This window comes from Flavobacterium sp. (assembly GCF_003525665.1).
Classification (GTDB): domain Bacteria; phylum Bacteroidota; class Bacteroidia; order Flavobacteriales; family Flavobacteriaceae; genus Flavobacterium.
Map to the genome: position 1 here is coordinate 1 of NZ_DQDX01000219.1, position 17,179 is coordinate 17,179.

Annotated in this window: 14 protein-coding genes; 6 read left to right on the forward strand and 8 right to left on the reverse strand. The window is 33.5% G+C overall.

Features of this window, described 5'->3' with window-relative positions; genetic code table 11:
* Nucleotides 1-167 precede the first annotated feature (167 nt).
* Together DIU01_RS15100 and DIU01_RS15105 are read left to right on the forward strand one after the other, a co-directional pair.
* Nucleotides 168-440, forward strand: a complete 273-nt coding sequence (locus DIU01_RS15100) for a helix-turn-helix transcriptional regulator (protein ID WP_290835901.1) — start codon at nt 168-170, stop codon at nt 438-440.
* 68 nt (nt 441-508) lie between these two features.
* Nucleotides 509-1,048 (forward strand): DUF3575 domain-containing protein, encoded by a 540-nt coding sequence (locus tag DIU01_RS15105; RefSeq protein WP_290835902.1) that lies wholly within the window; start codon nt 509-511, stop codon nt 1,046-1,048.
* A gap of 68 nt (nt 1,049-1,116) precedes the next feature.
* On the opposite strand, the gene DIU01_RS15110 is transcribed toward DIU01_RS15105, so the two are convergent.
* Entirely contained in the window at nt 1,117-2,661 is a 1,545-nt protein-coding gene (locus DIU01_RS15110; RefSeq protein ID WP_290835904.1) for a glycine--tRNA ligase, read from the reverse strand.
* 232 nt (nt 2,662-2,893) lie between these two features.
* Between DIU01_RS15110 and DIU01_RS15115 the strand changes: the two genes are divergently transcribed.
* Nucleotides 2,894-3,574, forward strand: coding sequence for a ComF family protein (locus tag DIU01_RS15115; protein WP_290835906.1), 681 nt, complete (start codon nt 2,894-2,896; stop codon nt 3,572-3,574).
* 82 nt (nt 3,575-3,656) lie between these two features.
* Nucleotides 3,657-5,264, forward strand: coding sequence for an Ig-like domain-containing protein (locus DIU01_RS15120; RefSeq protein WP_290835908.1), 1,608 nt, complete (start codon nt 3,657-3,659; stop codon nt 5,262-5,264).
* 64 nt (nt 5,265-5,328) lie between these two features.
* Here DIU01_RS15120 and DIU01_RS15125 read toward each other — a convergent pair whose 3' ends face one another.
* The 7 genes from DIU01_RS15125 to DIU01_RS15155 all read right to left on the reverse strand — a co-directional run bounded on the left by DIU01_RS15125 (nt 5,329) and on the right by DIU01_RS15155 (nt 14,813).
* Nucleotides 5,329-6,093 carry an amidohydrolase gene (locus tag DIU01_RS15125; protein WP_290835910.1) on the reverse strand — a complete coding sequence of 255 codons (765 nt, stop codon included), beginning with the start codon at nt 6,091-6,093 and terminating at the stop codon, nt 5,329-5,331.
* Between the two features lie 80 nt (nt 6,094-6,173).
* Complete coding sequence (locus DIU01_RS15130; RefSeq protein WP_290835912.1) at nt 6,174-9,047, reverse strand: GH92 family glycosyl hydrolase; 2,874 nt, start codon at nt 9,045-9,047, stop codon at nt 6,174-6,176.
* An 85-nt stretch (nt 9,048-9,132) separates the two neighbouring features.
* On the reverse strand, nt 9,133-9,894 hold the full coding sequence (locus DIU01_RS15135) for a succinate dehydrogenase/fumarate reductase iron-sulfur subunit (RefSeq protein ID WP_290835914.1): 762 nt from the start codon (nt 9,892-9,894) through the stop codon (nt 9,133-9,135).
* Nucleotides 9,895-9,902: 8 nt separating this feature from the next.
* The gene (locus DIU01_RS15140) at nt 9,903-11,912 is read right to left on the reverse strand and encodes a fumarate reductase/succinate dehydrogenase flavoprotein subunit (RefSeq protein ID WP_290835915.1); all 2,010 of its coding nucleotides are present in this window, start codon (nt 11,910-11,912) and stop codon (nt 9,903-9,905) included.
* A gap of 19 nt (nt 11,913-11,931) precedes the next feature.
* Nucleotides 11,932-12,789 (reverse strand): succinate dehydrogenase cytochrome b subunit, encoded by an 858-nt coding sequence (locus DIU01_RS15145; RefSeq protein ID WP_290835917.1) that lies wholly within the window; start codon nt 12,787-12,789, stop codon nt 11,932-11,934.
* Between the two features lie 162 nt (nt 12,790-12,951).
* Nucleotides 12,952-13,818 (reverse strand): hypothetical protein, encoded by an 867-nt coding sequence (locus DIU01_RS15150; protein ID WP_290835919.1) that lies wholly within the window; start codon nt 13,816-13,818, stop codon nt 12,952-12,954.
* Nucleotides 13,819-13,961: 143 nt separating this feature from the next.
* The gene (locus DIU01_RS15155) at nt 13,962-14,813 is read right to left on the reverse strand and encodes a ChaN family lipoprotein (protein ID WP_290835921.1); all 852 of its coding nucleotides are present in this window, start codon (nt 14,811-14,813) and stop codon (nt 13,962-13,964) included.
* A gap of 77 nt (nt 14,814-14,890) precedes the next feature.
* Here DIU01_RS15155 and DIU01_RS15160 point away from each other — a divergent pair, with 77 nt between their 5' ends.
* Together DIU01_RS15160 and DIU01_RS15165 are read left to right on the forward strand one after the other, a co-directional pair.
* Complete coding sequence (locus DIU01_RS15160; protein WP_290835923.1) at nt 14,891-15,487, forward strand: Crp/Fnr family transcriptional regulator; 597 nt, start codon at nt 14,891-14,893, stop codon at nt 15,485-15,487.
* A 258-nt stretch (nt 15,488-15,745) separates the two neighbouring features.
* Nucleotides 15,746-17,038 (forward strand): aminopeptidase P family protein, encoded by a 1,293-nt coding sequence (locus DIU01_RS15165; protein WP_290835925.1) that lies wholly within the window; start codon nt 15,746-15,748, stop codon nt 17,036-17,038.
* The last annotated feature ends 141 nt before the right edge of the window (nt 17,039-17,179 follow it).

Consider the following 17,179-nt stretch of genomic DNA (forward strand, 5'->3'; position numbering starts at 1 on the left):
GAGAGTCGCCTTAGTCTCGGGGGCTCGGAGATGTGTATAAGAGACAGATCAATAACATCATCAGAAAATCATTGAAATAAAACCGATTTAAAATACTAAACAACAAAATTATATATAGCGATATGGGAATTACAAAAACGTTTGGTTTCTCCTTTAAAATTAACGAAATGTCAGATATTCTAAAAGCTTTAGGAAATCCAGCACGATTAAAAATTATTCAGTTTTTAATGGATTCGCCATCGAGTGCTTGTGGAGATATTATTGAAGTATTACCATTGGCACAATCAACCGTTTCAAAACACTTGTCTGAACTAAAAAGAGTGAAACTCATTAAAGGAAAAAGCAAAGGAAACAACATCTACTATTCGCTAAACCTAAAAACTTGGGAAAAAGTAAAAGATTTTGTTTTAACCGAAATTAATTTACCTAAAGAAGATTGAATTTAATTTGTTGTTAAATTTGTATTTGAAATAAAAAAAACATTTAGATTTACGAAAAAAATAAAATAATGAAAAAAATAATTACTCTTTTAGTGGTTTCCTTATTCTGCACAAACGGATTTAGTCAAACTGATGAGCCGACTTCAATCGTGAATAAAAATGAACTTAAAGTAAACGCGCTTTATCTTATTTTAGGAAGTTTCGATGTTTCGTACGAACGAATTTTAAACGAAGAATCGGCAGTTGGAGTTTCTCTTAATGCTCCTTTTGATAATGATAATTGGGATATTAATTATACTGCAACTGGTTATTACCGCTATTATTTTGGTAAAAAAATTGCCTCTGGATTTTTTGGAGAAGCATTTGGTATGCTAAATAACGTTGATGACTATATCTATGAAGAAACTTCTACAGATTATAATTACGAACAAAAAACGTTAACCGATTTTGCATTAGGAATTGGTCTTGGTGGAAAATGGGTAACAAAAAAAGGTTTGTTATTGGAAATAAATGCTGGTGTTGGTCGTAATTTATTCAATAATCAATATGACGACAGAGATTATGAGTTAATTGGAAGAGCAGGAATAACGGTTGGATATCGTTTCTAACTGAATTATAAAAGAAAAAGCCCATTTTGAATCAAATCAAAATGGGCTTTTTTTATGTTTTGTTGTTATTAAACTGTTTTCATCAACCAATTTCTCATAGAAACTTCTTCGTTAATGATTCCGCGTAAATCAGAAATGTTTACACGATCTTGTTTCATGGTATCTCTGTGACGAATGGTTACCGTTTGATCTTCTAGTGTTTGGTGATCAACAGTAATGCAAAATGGCGTTCCAAGAGCATCTTGACGACGGTAACGTCTTCCTACAGCATCTTTTTCATCGTAAGCCACATTGAAATCCCATTTTAAATCTTCAATGATTTTATGAGCTACTTCTGGCAAACCATCTTTTTTAACTAATGGTAAAACAGCTGCTTTTGTTGGCGCTAAAACCGATGGCAAACTTAAAACTGTTCTTGTTGAACCATCTTCAAGTGTTTCTTCTTTTAATGAAGTTGCGAAAACGGCTAAAAACATTCGGTCTAATCCAACTGAAGTTTCAACTACGTACGGAACATAATTTTTATTTTCATCAGTATCAAAATACTGTAACTTTTTGCCCGAAAATTGTTCGTGTGCTTTTAAATCAAAATCCGTTCTAGAGTGAATTCCTTCCAATTCTTTAAATCCGAAAGGGAAATTAAATTCGATATCAGCTGCAGCATTGGCGTAATGCGCTAATTTATCATGATCGTGAAAACGGTAATTTTCTTGTCCTAAACCTAACGATAAATGCCAGTTTAAACGAGTTGTTTTCCAATGTTCGTACCATCTCATTTCGTCGCCTGGTTTTACAAAAAATTGCATTTCCATTTGTTCAAATTCACGCATTCGGAAAATAAACTGTCTTGCAACAATCTCATTTCTAAAGGCTTTACCAGTTTGAGCAATTCCAAACGGAATTTTCATTCTACCTGATTTTTGAACATTTAAGAAATTCACAAAAATACCTTGAGCCGTTTCTGGACGAAGGTATAAATCCATTGCGCTTTCTGCAGATGCACCCAATTTTGTTCCGAACATTAGGTTAAATTGCTTTACATCGGTCCAATTTCTAGAACCAGTTTCAGGATCGGCAATTTCTAGTTCTTCGATTAATGCTTTTACATCGGCCAAATCTCCATTTCCTAAAGAACGACCTAAACGTTCTCTAATTTCTTTCTCTTTGGCTAAATATTCTACAACTCTTGCGTTGGTTGTGATAAATTCTTGCTCATTAAAAGCATCTCCAAAACGAACACTCGCTTTTTCAATTTCTTTTTTGGCTTTCAGATTCAATTTTTCGGCATAATCTTCTACCAAAACATCGGCTCTGTATCTTTTTTTAGAATCTTTGTTGTCAATTAATGGATCGTTAAAGGCATCAACGTGACCCGAAGCTTTCCAAGTTGTTGGATGCATTAAAATTGCAGCATCAAGTCCAACAATATTGTCATTCATCTGAACCATTGATTTCCACCAATATTCACGAATGTTTTTCTTTAATTCAACACCATTTTGTGCGTAATCATAAACCGCACTTAAACCATCGTAAATTTCGCTTGACGGAAAAATAAATCCGTATTCTTTTGCGTGCGAAATTACATTCTTAAAATTATCTTCTTGTTTTGCCATAATGGTACAAAAATATAAAAACTGAGCTAATTAACATTTTAGATTGAAAGATTTTTTTGAATATTATAAAATGCCATGAAACACCAAACTAATCAAATTGAAAAATCACTTTCAAACAAAACGTTATGTCGAATAGATTTATAGATTTGTAAAACTTTTGTAGTAAACTTTCTACAAGTTTGTCTATTAAATAAATTATAAATTTAGCAACCATTTTATAGAAATCGAATTTATGCTTCAGAATCTAATAAATTTATTTTTTCCAAAATCATGTGCAGGATGTAACTCCTTTTTGTTGTCTAATGAATATGTAACTTGCACAGAATGCCGTCATGAAATTGCGCTTACCAATCATCATAAATTCAAAAACAATGAAGCTTTCAGTAAGTTTTACGGAAGAATTCCGGTTGAATTTGCAGCAGCTTTTTTCTATTTTCACAAAAAAGGAATTGCTCAAGAAATGATTCACAAATTAAAATACAAAGGTCATCAAGAAATTGGAACTGCCATCGGATTTTGGTATGCTGAAGAACTCAAAAAGTGTATCGAAATAAGTGACGTAGATTTCATAATTCCTGTTCCATTGCACGTAAAACGTTTAAAAGAAAGAGGTTACAACCAAGTCACCACATTTGGAGAATCATTATCTGAAAGTTTAAATCTTAAATACAACGATAAAATTTTAGTTCGAAATATTTATTCTAAAACTCAAACGACAAAATCAATTCTGGGACGAAGCACTGTTGTTGAGAATATTTTCGGAGTACAATTTGATGAAAATCACCACAATAAACATTTTTTATTGATTGATGATGTGATCACAACTGGTTCAACGCTTGAGGCTTGTAGTAGAGAATTACTTAAAATTCCTGGTGCCAAAATCAGTATTGTTTGCATGGCGATGACGCAGTAATGGTTTTTAGTTAATTATAAATAAAAAGATTTCGTTTACACTAAATATAATTGTTATTTTGCGGTAGTTAAAATTTATATTGATGTTGAAGCGTTTTTCAAAATACTGTCTTATTTTATTGGCTATTGCTGTTGTTGGTTGTGCAAAAAGAGGCACAATAACTGGCGGAGCAAAAGATACTTTGGCGCCAGAATTACGATTTAGTTCACCAGAAAACGGAACAGTAAATTTTAAAGGAACCGAAATAAAACTTTATTTTGATGAATATGTAAAACTAAAAAACGTTGGAAAACAGTTGATTGTTTCGCCTCCAATGTCTAAAGCTCCAGAAGTTTTGCCTTACAATGCTAGTAAATACATCATAGTAAAATTTAAGGATACCTTACAGAAAAACACTACTTACAGTTTGAATTTTGGTCAAAGTATTCAAGACAATAACGAAGGAAATGCTTTGCCTCAATTTAAATATGTTTTCTCTACTGGAACTTATATCGATTCACTGGCATTGAGTGCTACTTTTAAAGATGCAATAGAACAAAAATCTCCAAATTTTGTATCTTTTATGTTGTATGAAGTAAATGAAAAATACACCGATTCTACTATTTACAAAGAAACTCCGCGATACATTACCAATTCGCTTGATAGTTTGAAATTGGTTAAATTGGAGAATTTAAAGCAAGGAAAATACCGTTTAGTTGCTATTCAAGACAAAAACAACAACAATAAATTTGATCCAAAAACTGATAAAATTGGTTTCAAAAAAGACTTTGTTACTTTGCCAAACGATACTATTTACGAACTAAATCTTTTTAAAGAAAATATTCCATTTAAGGCAGTTAAACCAAATCAAGTGTCTGGAAATAGAGCGTTAATTGGTTTTGAAGGCAATCCGAAAGATGTAAAATTTGAACTACGAAAAGGAGCAGAAACTATTCCGTTTAAAATTTCTAGATTTTCAGGTAAAGATTCGTTGCAAATTTGGTTCAAACCAATGAAAAATGACTCGATTACGATTGCTGTTTCTAAAGACAAATTTGATCAAAAATTTACATTGAAAGTAAAAGAACAAAAAAATGACACTTTAAGTTTCAACGCCGAGAAAACTGGTAGTTTAGCTTTTAGAGAACAATTCAAGATAAATACAAGCATTCCGATTGAGAAAATTGATAATTCTAAAATTAAATTTATTCGAAAAGATTCTACAGCCGTTACATTTACAACAATTTACGATGATTTTAAACAGCAAGTGGTTTTTGATTTCGAAAAACAACCGCTTGAGAAATATTCGATTCAGCTTTTGCCTGGAGCTTTAACCGATTTTTACGAAAAACAAAATGATACTTTAAACTATAAATTTGAAACTCGAAATACTTCCAATTATGGAAATTTAAGAGTTGTCCTTGAAAATGTGAAGCGTTATCCTATAATTATCGAACTTACAGATAAAGATGGAAAAGTACAAGCCTCTGAAATTAGAACCGATAATTCAAAAGGAAGCACGGTTGAATTTAATCTTTTAGAAGCGAATGTTTTCACCATTAGAGCAATATACGACACCAATAAAGACGGCGTTTGGACACCAGGAAGTTATTTAGAAAAGCGGCAAAGTGAAGAAGTTATTTACTTTCCAGAAGGCGTACGAGTCAATGAAAATTGGGATGTCGAGCAACCGTTTAATGTTGGGAAATAGTTAGTCTGCGTGTTTCGGGTTGCGTGTTTCGAGTTATGTTTCAAACTTAGCTAGTTTTGGAAAATTATGCCAACTTAAATTCATCTCCGTCATTTAGAAAATTTAGTTTTTCTCTGGTTTCTAATAGTTCGTTTTTATCTAATTCTACTATAAAAACACCTTCAATTTCTTGTGGTTCTTGAAGGTAATTTCCAAGAAAATCAACTGCTTGTGAATGACCAACATATTCATGATTATTTTCGTCTAATCCAACACGATTAACGCCAATTACATAACTCATGTTTTCTACGGCGCGTGCTTTTAGCAAAATATCCCAAGCGTTTACTCGCGGTTTTGGCCAATTGGCAACATAAATTAAGACGTCGTAATCCTCAACATTTCTTGCAAAAACCGGGAAACGCAAATCATAACAAATAAGCGGACAGATTTTGAATCCTTTATATTCTACAATTAATTTTTCTTTTCCAGCAGTGTAAACTTTATCTTCACCTGCCAAAGTAAACAGATGTCGTTTATCATACGTTTGAATTTCGCCTGATGGAAATACAAAAATCAATCGGTTAAAGTAATTGCCGTTTTCTTCTATTACTAAACTTCCTGTGATGGCGCAATCTTTTTCTTTTGCTGTTTCTTTTAGCCAAGAAATCGCTTCGCCTTGCATAGTTTGCGCAACATTTTTCGGATTCATTGTAAATCCGGATGTGAACATTTCTGGCAAAACAATTAAATCGACATATTGCGAAATAGCATTTATCTTTTCTTGAAGTAAAGCTTTGTTTTCATTGGGATTTTCCCAGGATAGTTCGGTTTGGATTAAGGCTATTTTCATTTATGCTGAACTTGTTTTCAGTATCTTTTGATACTTGTTTTTGGAACACAGATTAGAGAAATTTGAGAAATCTAAATAATTTATTTGATTGTAATCTCATCGACGAAAATAAATGCCTCGCCTTTATCATGATAGCCAATATGCCATTCTGGAAGTCTTCCATAATTATACGCCTTCACTTTTATGTATCTTGCATTAATTGGTTTTGATGATTTAAAATTGAAATCTTTAATGGTGTTTTCCTCTTTTTTGGCATCAACATCATTGGCAACCGAAGTGATTAAAGTAAAATTGACATTATCCGTAGAACTATAATATTCAACTTTGGTTGGCATTAAAATCCATGAACGTTGGTCTTGTAGAAACGTTGAACTGAAATTGGATACTTCTTTTACGTTTTGCAAATCAACAATGGCTTCAAAATCTTGACTTTGATAACCTTGCCAATCGCCTTTTCTCCAGTTAGTTGAACCGTTAATTCCATCCAATAAACCATCCTTTCCTCCAGCATGATATTGCGGATTATAAGTAGATTTTATGTCGATGGTATAATTGTTTGGTTTTTTGAAGAAAGTTGCTGAGATTGTACTACTTTTTGTAAATCTTTTATAAGTATTATCTTTAAACATACCAGTCACTAAAAAATTTATAAAGGCATATACTTTGGCAGATCTGTTTATTTCAAATGGACTTGTATATTTTATAAATTTTGCATTATCATCTATATTTTCTTTAAAATCGTAATCTACAAAATAATAAACCTCATCAAATCCAACATCAATCTTTGAATCTACACTTATTAAATGAGTGTTTTTAAAAGATTTACCAGTGCTTTCAATTACTGGTAATGTTTGAAATTTATAAAAAGTATATTCCTCATAATTTTTAAATCCACTTTTAAATTTAGAACCTAAGATTTTAAAGTCTATAAAATTAATATCTTGATTAAAATCGGGAATAGTATATTGCATATTTGATAAACTTATACGTGCATTTTTATAAAGAGGTTTAACAATATTCATTATATCTTTTCCAGGAGTAACTTGATATAAACCAATAGAACTCAACACATACCAAGCGCTCATCTGTCCGCAATCTTCGTTTCCTATTAATCCGTCTGGTGTGTTTTTGTAAAAATTATTTAAAATAAAATGTACTTTTTCGGTAGTTTTTTCTGGTTTTCCAATGTAGTTGTACAAATACGCCATGTGGTGACTTGGTTCGTTTCCGTGCGCGTACTGACCAATTAATCCTGTTACGTCAACTTGTTCGCGTCCTGTAGTTTTACTTTCGGAGTTGAACATTTCATCAAGTTTGGCTTCAAATTTATTTTTTCCGCCATACGCTTCAATCATTCCTTCAATATCTTGTGGCACAAAAAACGAATACTGCCACGAATTTCCTTCTGTATAGTTATTATTAATTTCTCTTGGGTCGAAGGGTTTGTCCCAACCGCCATTTTTCTTTGGTCGCATAAAACCAGTTTCCCAATCGAAAATGTTCTTCCAACTTTGAGAACGCTTCATGAAATAACTAGCATCTTCTGTTTTATTTAAAATAATGGCCATTTGTGCAATACACCAATCGTCGTAAGCATATTCCAACGTTTTAGAAACGCTTTCGTGCTCGTCATCCATCGAAATAAAACCCTGTCTTTTATAAGCATCCAATCCCAAATGATCTAACATCGCAGAATGTTTTGCTGCTGCAAATGCTTTTTCGTAATCGAAACCACTAATTCCTTTTGCCATAGCATCAGCCATAACCGAAACAGAATGATAACCAATCATACAATCAGTTTCATTGGACGCCAATTCCCAAACTGGTAATCTTCCGCCTTGTTCATATTGTTTTAGAAAAGTATTTATGAAATCGGCAGTACGTTTCTTTTCGACTAACGTATATAATGGATGCGCACCACGAAACGTATCCCAAAGTGAGAATACCGAATAATAATCAAATCCTTCGCCATTGTGAACTTTGTTGTCTCTACCACGGTATTTTCCATCAATATCTTGCGCAATATTGGGCTGAACCATTGTGTGATATAAAGCCGTGTAGAAAATCGCCAATTTGTCTTTATCGGTTTCAGTAATTTCTATTTTCGATAATTGTTTGTCCCAAAGTTGTTCGGCTTCCTTTTTAACTTTATTGAAATCCCAACCTTTTATTTCAGAACTATTTAATTTTGCTCCTTCATAACTTGTTGGCGAAAGCGATACTTTTACTGAAATTTTTTCGCCTTTTTTAACTTGTTTCGAAAAACTCACTTTTACAACAGTTCCAGAATAAAAGTCTTTTTTGTTTTCTTCATTGGCTTCAACTTTAGAAATTTGCATCGGTTTATCAAATTCAATTCGAGCATAAACGTATTGATCTTTCGCCCAAGCTTCACTTCTTCTTAGAATTTCAATCGTTTTATTATCGATAATTTTTATATCGCCATATAGCAATTTGTCTCTATGGTTTAAATCGAGAATAATATTGGCTTGACCAGCGTTATTAAAGACATATTGATGAAATCCAACACGAGTTGAAGTCGTTAAATTGACATCAATATTGTGCTTGTCTAACTTCACAGAATAAAATCCGGCTGTTGCTTTTTCATTCGAATGTGAGAATTTAGAACCGTATTCTTTTGGATTAAAATTGGGTTCGCCCATTGTTGGCATCAACATGATATCGCCATAATCGGTGCAACCAGTTCCGTTTAGATGTGTGTGAGAAAATCCGTAAATCACAGAATCATCGTGATGATAACCCGAACATCCATCCCAACTTCCATCAATTCTAGTATCTGGAGAAAGTTGTACCATTCCAAACGGAACCGTTGCGCCAGGATACGTATGTCCGTGTCCGCCAGTTCCAATCATTGGGTTGACGTGTTTGTGGTAATTTTGTCCGAATGAAACTATTGAAGTGAATAGAAATAGTGCTGAAAGAATTTTTCTCATTGTGTTGTAAGTTGGTTTTTCAAAGATAAAAAAAAACGCATCCAAATTAATGAATGCGTTCTTGATTATTTCGAGAAGTGATTAATTACTTAATACTTGCTTTTAAATATTCTCTGTTCATACGAGCGATGTTTTCTAGAGAAATTCCTTTCGGACATTCTACTTCACATGCGCCAGTATTAGTACAGTTTCCGAAACCTTCTTCGTCCATTTGACGCACCATGTTTAAAACACGTTGCGAAGCTTCTACTTTTCCTTGTGGTAACAAAGCATATTGAGATACTTTAGCTCCAACGAATAACATTGCTGAACCGTTTTTACAAGTTGCAACACAAGCACCACAACCAATACATGCAGCAGCCATAAACGCTTTATCAGCATCGTCTTTTGGAATTGGAGTTGCATTAGCATCAATAGTATTTCCAGAGGTATTTACAGAAACAAAACCACCAGCTTGTTGAATTCTATCGAAAGCACTTCTATCAACTACTAAATCTTTTACAACTGGAAACGCTTTACTTCTCCATGGCTCGATAAAAATTGTATCGCCATCGTTGAATTTACGCATGTGTAGCTGACATGTAGTTGTTCCAGTATCTGGTCCGTGAGCGCGTCCGTTGATGTATAACGAACACATTCCGCAGATTCCTTCACGACAATCGTGATCGAATGCTACTGGTTCTTTTTTGTCGTTAATTAGTTGCTCGTTCAATTGATCAAGCATTTCTAAAAACGAACTTGCAGTAGAAACATTATCTAATTTATAAGTTTCCATGCTACCTTTTGCTTTAGCGTTTTTCTGACGCCAAATTTTAAGGTTTATATTTATATTTTTTGCTGAAGACATACTGTATATTATTTATAATTTCTAGCTGCAATTTTGATAAACTCGTATTTCAATTCTTCTTTATTAAGAATTTCTTTGCTGATGTCATAACCCATATATTCCCAAGCACTTACAAAAGAGAAGTTTTCGTCATCACGAAGTGTTTCTCCTTCTGCATCTTGATATTCTTCACGGAAATGTCCACCACAAGATTCTTTTCTTTGTAAAGCATCCATTGCCATAAGCTGACCTAAATCGATGAAATCGGCAACACGAAGTGCTTTTTCTAATTCAGGATTTAATTCGTCTGCCGTTCCAGGAACATAAACATCGTTGTAGAATTCTTCTTTTAAAGCAGCAATTTCTTCAATAGCTTGTTTTAGTCCAGCTTCGTTACGAGCCATTCCAACTTTATTCCACATAATCAAACCAAGACGTTTGTGGAAATGATCAACCGATTTAGAACCTTTATTTTTCAATAAACTCTCGATTGAATTTTTAACGTTGTTTTCAGCATCGATAAATTCTTGAGTTTCTGTTGATATTTTACCAGTTCTAATTTCGTCTGCTAAATAATTTGAAACCGTGTAAGGAAGAACAAAATATCCGTCGGCTAAACCTTGCATTAAAGCCGAAGCTCCAAGTCGGTTTGCACCGTGATCAGAGAAATTAGCTTCTCCAGCTACGAAACAACCAGGAATAGTTGATTGTAAGTTATAATCAACCCAAACGCCACCCATTGTGTAGTGAACCGCTGGATAAATTTTCATTGGAGTTTCATACGGATTTTCATCTGTAATCTTTTGGTACATTGTAAACAAGTTACCGTATTTTTCTTTTAACCATTGTTTCCCTAAAGTTGTTATTTCTTCAGGTGTTGGATTGTGATTTCCTTGTGCAAAAGCAGCTTGTTTACCTTTATTTTGAATTTCTGAAGAGAAATCTAGGAAAACACCTTCATTAGTATCATTTGCTTCAATACCTCTTCCTTCATCACAAACTTCTTTTCCAGCTCTTGATGAAATATCTCTTGGCGCTAAATTTCCAAAAGAAGGATATTTTCTTTCTAAATAATAATCTCTTTCTTCTTCTGCTAAATCTGTTGGCTTTAATCTGCCTTCACGAATAGCTTGAGCATCTTCTTTTTTCTTAGGAACCCAAATCCTTCCTGAGTTACGTAAAGATTCAGACATTAAAGTAAGCTTAGCTTGGTTAGTTCCGTGAACAGGAATACAAGTTGGGTGAATTTGCACAAAACAAGGATTTGCAAAGAACGCTCCTTTTTTATGAATTTTCCAGCTCGCAGTTACGTTACTTCCCATTGCATTTGTAGAAAGGAAATATACGTTTCCATATCCACCAGTTGCAATAACAACAGCATGAGCTGAATGTCTTTCTAGTTCACCTGTAACTAAATTACGTGCGATAATTCCGCGTGCTTTTCCGTCTACTTTTACTAAATCTAGCATTTCGTGACGGTTAAATTGCTTAACGCGACCTAAACCAATTTGTCTAGAAAGTGCTGAATAAGCACCTAATAATAATTGTTGACCAGTTTGTCCAGCAGCATAAAAAGTACGTTGTACTTGTGTTCCACCAAACGAACGGTTATCTAATAATCCACCATATTCACGAGCAAAAGGAACACCTTGAGCTACACATTGGTCGATAATATTTCCTGAAACTTCTGCTAAACGGTGAACGTTTGCTTCACGCGCTCTGTAATCACCACCTTTAATAGTATCATAGAATAATCTAAAGATACTATCACCATCATTTTGATAATTTTTGGCAGCGTTAATTCCACCTTGTGCAGCAATTGAGTGCGCTCTTCTTGGTGAATCTTGGTAACAAAATGCTTTTACATTGTATCCCATTTCTCCAAGCGAAGCTGCAGCAGATGCACCAGCTAAACCAGTTCCAACTACAATAATATCAATTTTTGGTCTATTGTTTGGAGCAACTAATTTTAAATGATCTTTATAATCGGTCCATTTTTTAGAAATATGACCTTCTGGTATTTTTGAATCTAACTTCATAATGTATATCTGATGTTGATTATTTTAAGAAAAAGTGAATGTAAACCGGAATAATTGCAAATAAAATTGGAACTATAATTGCAAAAGCAGCTCCAAAGAATTTGATTTTTGGCGTCCAATTTGGATTGTTTAATCCAAGTGATTGAAACGCACTGCTGAATCCGTGTAATAAGTGAAAAGCTAAAACTGCCATTGCAATTACATATAAGATTGTAGCAATCAAACCAAATTTAGCATCCTTAAAAAAGGCAACTGTTATTTTGTGTAAATCTTTGTAACCTTCACCAATTTTTACTTTAGCTTGTGTGTTGTAGAACTCAGTTGTGTTTGCAATGTACGATTGCGCTCCAGTTTTTGTAGCATCCTCATAGCTTTTTGCTATTTGAGCAACAGGCAAATATCCTTCATTTGTAGTAAGATATAATTCTTGTTTTTGCCCCATCGCTTCTACAGTTACTGTTTGCAAAGGCATGTTTTCGTCAAAATGCATTTTTGCCCAAAAATTAACCATGTGCGTTACAATAAACACTAAAATTAATGTTCCTAAAACAGCCATATTTCTTGAAGAAATGCTACTGTTTTTACTCGGGTTGTTTTTAGCATAACCAATTGGTCTTGCTTTGATGTTTTGATAGGTTAGTAAAAAACCATCAACCGCGTGAAAAAGAATTGAAATGTAAGTTAGGTAAGAAAGTAATTTTACCGCTGGATTTGACGTCATGAACAATGCGTACTGATTGAAATGCAATGCATCACTAAAAATTAACTGAAGATTACCAGCTAAATGTCCTGCCAAAAACAAGCATAAAAATAAACCTGTAAGAGCCATCCAATATTTCTTTGCGATAGATGACTTTAAAAGTGCAGATTTTGCCATAAGATTGTATAATTTATTTTAAAAAATCACACAAAAATACAGCTATTTGATATTAACTACAACCTTTTCGGTGTAATTTATAATGAATTTAAAGTGGCTTTAACACTTGTTGATTTTCAAAGTGTTAAGAAGATAAATATCGCGGTTTTTTGTTAAACAAAATTACTTTACAAACGTTGGAATTAATCCGCGTAATCCCATATCGACCACATTTTCTCCTTGAGAAGGCTCAAATTTACCGTCTTGAATTACTTCGCTCCACTCGAAACTGTTGTTTATTGAAAGTGAAAGTGTGATGGTCACGTCTTTAGTTTCGTTTCCTGTAATAACTAAATTGGTTGGAAATTTTCCTGTTACTACGCACGAACCAGCAGGAATTGGTGATGTAGATGCAAGTGGATTTGGAACCGTGGTTGCTCCTGCCGGTGCTTGACCTGACGAAGAATACGGTTGATTGTTTAAAGCAAATGCCCAATAACCTTGTGCACGATTTCCGTTTATTGGAAAAATATTGTTTCCTATGGAATGCGATCCTATATAATTATTGAAACCAACGAAACTTACTAAAGTTCCTGCATAATCAACTCCTTGGTTTCTAATGTTGATGCTGTAATTTTGATAAGAAAGTGAAACTCTCAACCATTCGTAATTTCCTGATTGTAATTGACTAAGTGGAATTTTTAGAAAAACTTCGTCTTGGCCTACAATTTTGGACTGACTAAAATCGATGGCATTGCTTCCTCCAAGAGAAGTTTCTGGCGCGTGATATAAAATTGCACCATTGCCCAGTTGTGTTGTTGCTGTTGGCGCCAATTCTAGATAATGTGCCGAAATGGAATTGAAAGTTGGCGATTGCGCTGCATTTCCTGAAGCTACCGTTGATGGCTGGCCTAAATTATTTAATCTAGCTTGATTTTTATCGAATTTAAATTTTACGATAAGCATTGGTTCTTCGTTATCGTCTGTAGAACACGAAAAAAACGGAATCATCAATGCCAATAAAAATGTTGTAACTAGAAGTTTTTTCATGCTATGGTTTAGGTTTTTAACCCCGATTGCAGTGAAAATGTTTATTGTTTTGTTCTTTCAAAACAATAAACATTGCAACGGAAAGCGGGAAAATGGATTGCAAAAAATGCGCAAGCCATTCGTTTCAAATAAATTAGACGATTTTAATACGTTTTTGTTACATCTTCATCTATAACGAGAATGTAGTTGGCTTTATTGTAATTCTCTTTCTCTAATTTAGAAACATCTTTTTGCTCGACACATGAAATGGTTATAATTTCAATGGTTGGGTTGTATTTTTTTAAATACCAATTGATTCCTTCAAAATTATCTGAATGGTAAGTTCCGTTGTAATGAATGAAAACCGAGTTTGGCTTTACATTTTTATTGATTAAATAAGCCATTGTTGCGTCCTTTATGGCTTGAGCTTTTGGCATTTTGTCGCCTGCATGTCCGCCTTGCATGTTCATCATTCCTTGATAACCCGGAAGATTGATGTCGAATTCTATTGGTAAAGGTGCAATCCAGGATTTTTCTTCGTCTTTTAGTGTTTGAAGTTCTTCTAATCCTTTTTTGAAAACCATGGAAGCATAACGTCTTGGTATATTCGTTGCAATAAAATCGAATTTATTTTCTTTAGCAAAATCAACCAAAGGTTTGTAATCTGTTGGATGATTTTTCCACAAACGCGCTGTAGAATCTAGCTTCTTTTGATCAATTTCACCTTTCAAATATTGGTTTAATTGTGTTTGATTATCGGCTTCTATCATTTCTGCACCAAGAACCACAGGTGTTTTTGCTGCAACATCTTTAGTTAATTCAAGTTGCAACCAATGTGAAACAGAATTATTATGATATTCTCCAAAAAGAACAACTTGTGTTTTTAAAGATGCTTTTAACAATTTATCGTAAGAGACTTTCTTTCCGTTTTTATCAAATAGTTGATAAGATTTTTTGTCTTGTGCGTGAAGACTAATTGCAAAAAGAAAAAGCAGTGACAAAAATTTAGTTCTCATTGTGAAATTTTTTATAAAAATATAGATTTTAATCTGAGTTGAAAAGTATTTGGATATTTTTGTTGAAACTTTTACAAATGCCAGTTTTAAAATCAAACGATGCTTTTCTTGATTATTTATGTCAATTTATTGATGTGAATGAGCAATCTATGGAAGAATTGCTTGTGAAGGCTAGAGCAAGTTTTCAAGTTTTACATTTAAAGAAAAACGATTTTTTTGTCAAGGAAAATGAAGTATGCCAGCATTTTTGCTTTGTTGAAAGTGGCATTTTGCAGCATTCCATCGAAATTTTGGATGAAGAAAAGACGACTTATTTGGCGCTGAGAAACTCAGTTACTTCTTCATTAAGCAGTTTTTTATTTGGAAAACCATCAAGAAAAAACATAAAAGCAATTGCCGATTGTAAATTGTGGATTGTTGATTTGAAAACGTTCAAGGATTTGATAGAAAATAACAAAGCATTTCATCAGTTTTATTACAATGTTATTGAGAAACAAATTTGCTTAATCGATGATTATCGAATTGACTTGCTAACATTAACGCCTGAAGAACGTTACAAAAAACTTTTAGCAACCGAACCTAAATTACTGCAAGAAGTTCCGTTGCATTATTTGGCTTCGTTTTTAGGAATTTCGTCTCGTCACATGAGTCGTATTCGTAAAAACGCGTTGTGATTTTACACGAATTTCACAAATTTTCACGAATTCTTTGTCTTTATTATTTCACGAATATTTTGCTTCGTGTAATATTTGTGTACTTAATATTCGTGCTAATTCGTGAAATTCGTGTAAATAAAAAATAACGCCATTTGGCTACACATTAAAAAGATAGTTTGTGTAATTTTGGTAAATAGAAATTATCAAATTTATTCAAAATGACATGAGCCACTTGGCGATTGCATATGACCATTAAAAAACAATAAAAACTTACATATGAAATACCATCAAATAGACCGTGATTTGTTTATTAAAAACAGAGCAAAATTCACGGCACAAATGAAACCTAATAGTGTTGCTGTTTTTAATTCGAACGATATTTACCCAGTTTCTGCCGATTCTACTTTGCCTTTTGCACAACATCGCGATATTTTTTATTTATCGGGTGTTGATCAAGAAGAAAGTATTTTGTTGCTTTTTCCGGATGCGCCATATGAGCATTTGAAAGAGATTTTATTTTTAAAAGAAACTAACGAACACATCGCAATTTGGGAAGGCGAAAAACTTACTAAAGAAAGAGCTTTTGAAGTTGCTGGAATTAAAACCGTGATTTGGCTGCAAGATTTTCATAAAACTTTGAAAGAAGTTATGACTTATGCCGACACAATTTATATCAACACCAACGAGCATTATCGTGCCGTAATTGAAACTGAAACTCGTGAAGCGCGTTTTATCAAATGGTGGAAGGAAAATTATCCTGCACATAAAGTAGAGAAATCGAATCCTATTTTGCAAAGAATTCGTTCTGTAAAGGAAAGCGAAGAATTGGATTTGATTCAAGAAGCGTGTAATATCACTGAAAAAGGATTTCGTAGAATTTTGAATTTCGTAAAACCAAACGTAATGGAATACGAAATAGAAGCCGAATTTGCGCATGAATTTTTAAGAAATCGTTCCAAAGGTTTTGCTTATACGCCAATCATTGCTTCGGGAAATAATGCGAATGTGTTGCATTATATTGAAAACAACCAACAATGTAACGAAGGTGATTTGATTTTGCTTGACGTTGGTGCAGAATATGCGAATTATTCAAGTGATATGACTAGAATGGTTCCGGTTTCGGGACGTTTTTCTGATAGACAAAAAGAAGTGTATAACGCGGTTTTACGTGTGAAAAATGAAGCAACAAAAATGTTAGTTCCAGGAACTTTGTGGAAACAATATCATGTAGAAGTTGGTAAAATCATGACTTCCGAACTTTTAGGCTTGGGATTAATTGACAAAGCCGATGTTCAAAACGAAAATCCAGATTGGCCAGCGTACAAAAAATATTTCATGCACGGAACATCTCACCACATGGGATTAGACACACACGATTACGGATTATTACACGAACCAATGCAAGCCAATATGGTGTTCACCGTTGAACCAGGAATTTACATTCCAGCAGAAGGTTTCGGAATTCGTATTGAAGATGATATGGTAATTCAAGAAAAAGGTGAAGCGTTTAACTTAATGAGAAATATTCCTATTGAAGTGGATGAGATTGAATCGATTATGAATTCTTAAAAATAGTTTAAGAGTTTAATGGTTTAAAAGTTTAAAAGGCGGTTTGCGAAAGTGAGCCGTTTTTTATGTTCCTAGTTGTCATTCCGCAGGAATCTCACTCGTGATTACTTTGTGTGATTTCTCCTTCGTCGAAATGACAAA

Excerpts from the sequence above, each read along its gene's own strand:
- DIU01_RS15100 (WP_290835901.1), top strand. The coding sequence starts at position 168 with ATGTCAGATATTCTAAAAGCTTTAGGAAATCCAGCACGATTAAAAATT.
- DIU01_RS15105 (WP_290835902.1), top strand. The coding sequence starts at position 509 with ATGAAAAAAATAATTACTCTTTTAGTGGTTTCCTTATTCTGCACAAAC.
- DIU01_RS15110 (WP_290835904.1), bottom strand. The coding sequence starts at position 2,661 with ATGGCAAAACAAGAAGATAATTTTAAGAATGTAATTTCGCACGCAAAA.
- DIU01_RS15115 (WP_290835906.1), top strand. The coding sequence starts at position 2,894 with ATGCTTCAGAATCTAATAAATTTATTTTTTCCAAAATCATGTGCAGGA.
- DIU01_RS15120 (WP_290835908.1), top strand. The coding sequence starts at position 3,657 with ATGTTGAAGCGTTTTTCAAAATACTGTCTTATTTTATTGGCTATTGCT.
- DIU01_RS15125 (WP_290835910.1), bottom strand. The coding sequence starts at position 6,093 with ATGAAAATAGCCTTAATCCAAACCGAACTATCCTGGGAAAATCCCAAT.
- DIU01_RS15130 (WP_290835912.1), bottom strand. The coding sequence starts at position 9,047 with ATGAGAAAAATTCTTTCAGCACTATTTCTATTCACTTCAATAGTTTCA.
- DIU01_RS15135 (WP_290835914.1), bottom strand. The coding sequence starts at position 9,894 with ATGTCTTCAGCAAAAAATATAAATATAAACCTTAAAATTTGGCGTCAG.
- DIU01_RS15140 (WP_290835915.1), bottom strand. The coding sequence starts at position 11,912 with ATGAAGTTAGATTCAAAAATACCAGAAGGTCATATTTCTAAAAAATGG.
- DIU01_RS15145 (WP_290835917.1), bottom strand. The coding sequence starts at position 12,789 with ATGGCAAAATCTGCACTTTTAAAGTCATCTATCGCAAAGAAATATTGG.
- DIU01_RS15150 (WP_290835919.1), bottom strand. The coding sequence starts at position 13,818 with ATGAAAAAACTTCTAGTTACAACATTTTTATTGGCATTGATGATTCCG.
- DIU01_RS15155 (WP_290835921.1), bottom strand. The coding sequence starts at position 14,813 with ATGAGAACTAAATTTTTGTCACTGCTTTTTCTTTTTGCAATTAGTCTT.
- DIU01_RS15160 (WP_290835923.1), top strand. The coding sequence starts at position 14,891 with ATGCCAGTTTTAAAATCAAACGATGCTTTTCTTGATTATTTATGTCAA.
- DIU01_RS15165 (WP_290835925.1), top strand. The coding sequence starts at position 15,746 with ATGAAATACCATCAAATAGACCGTGATTTGTTTATTAAAAACAGAGCA.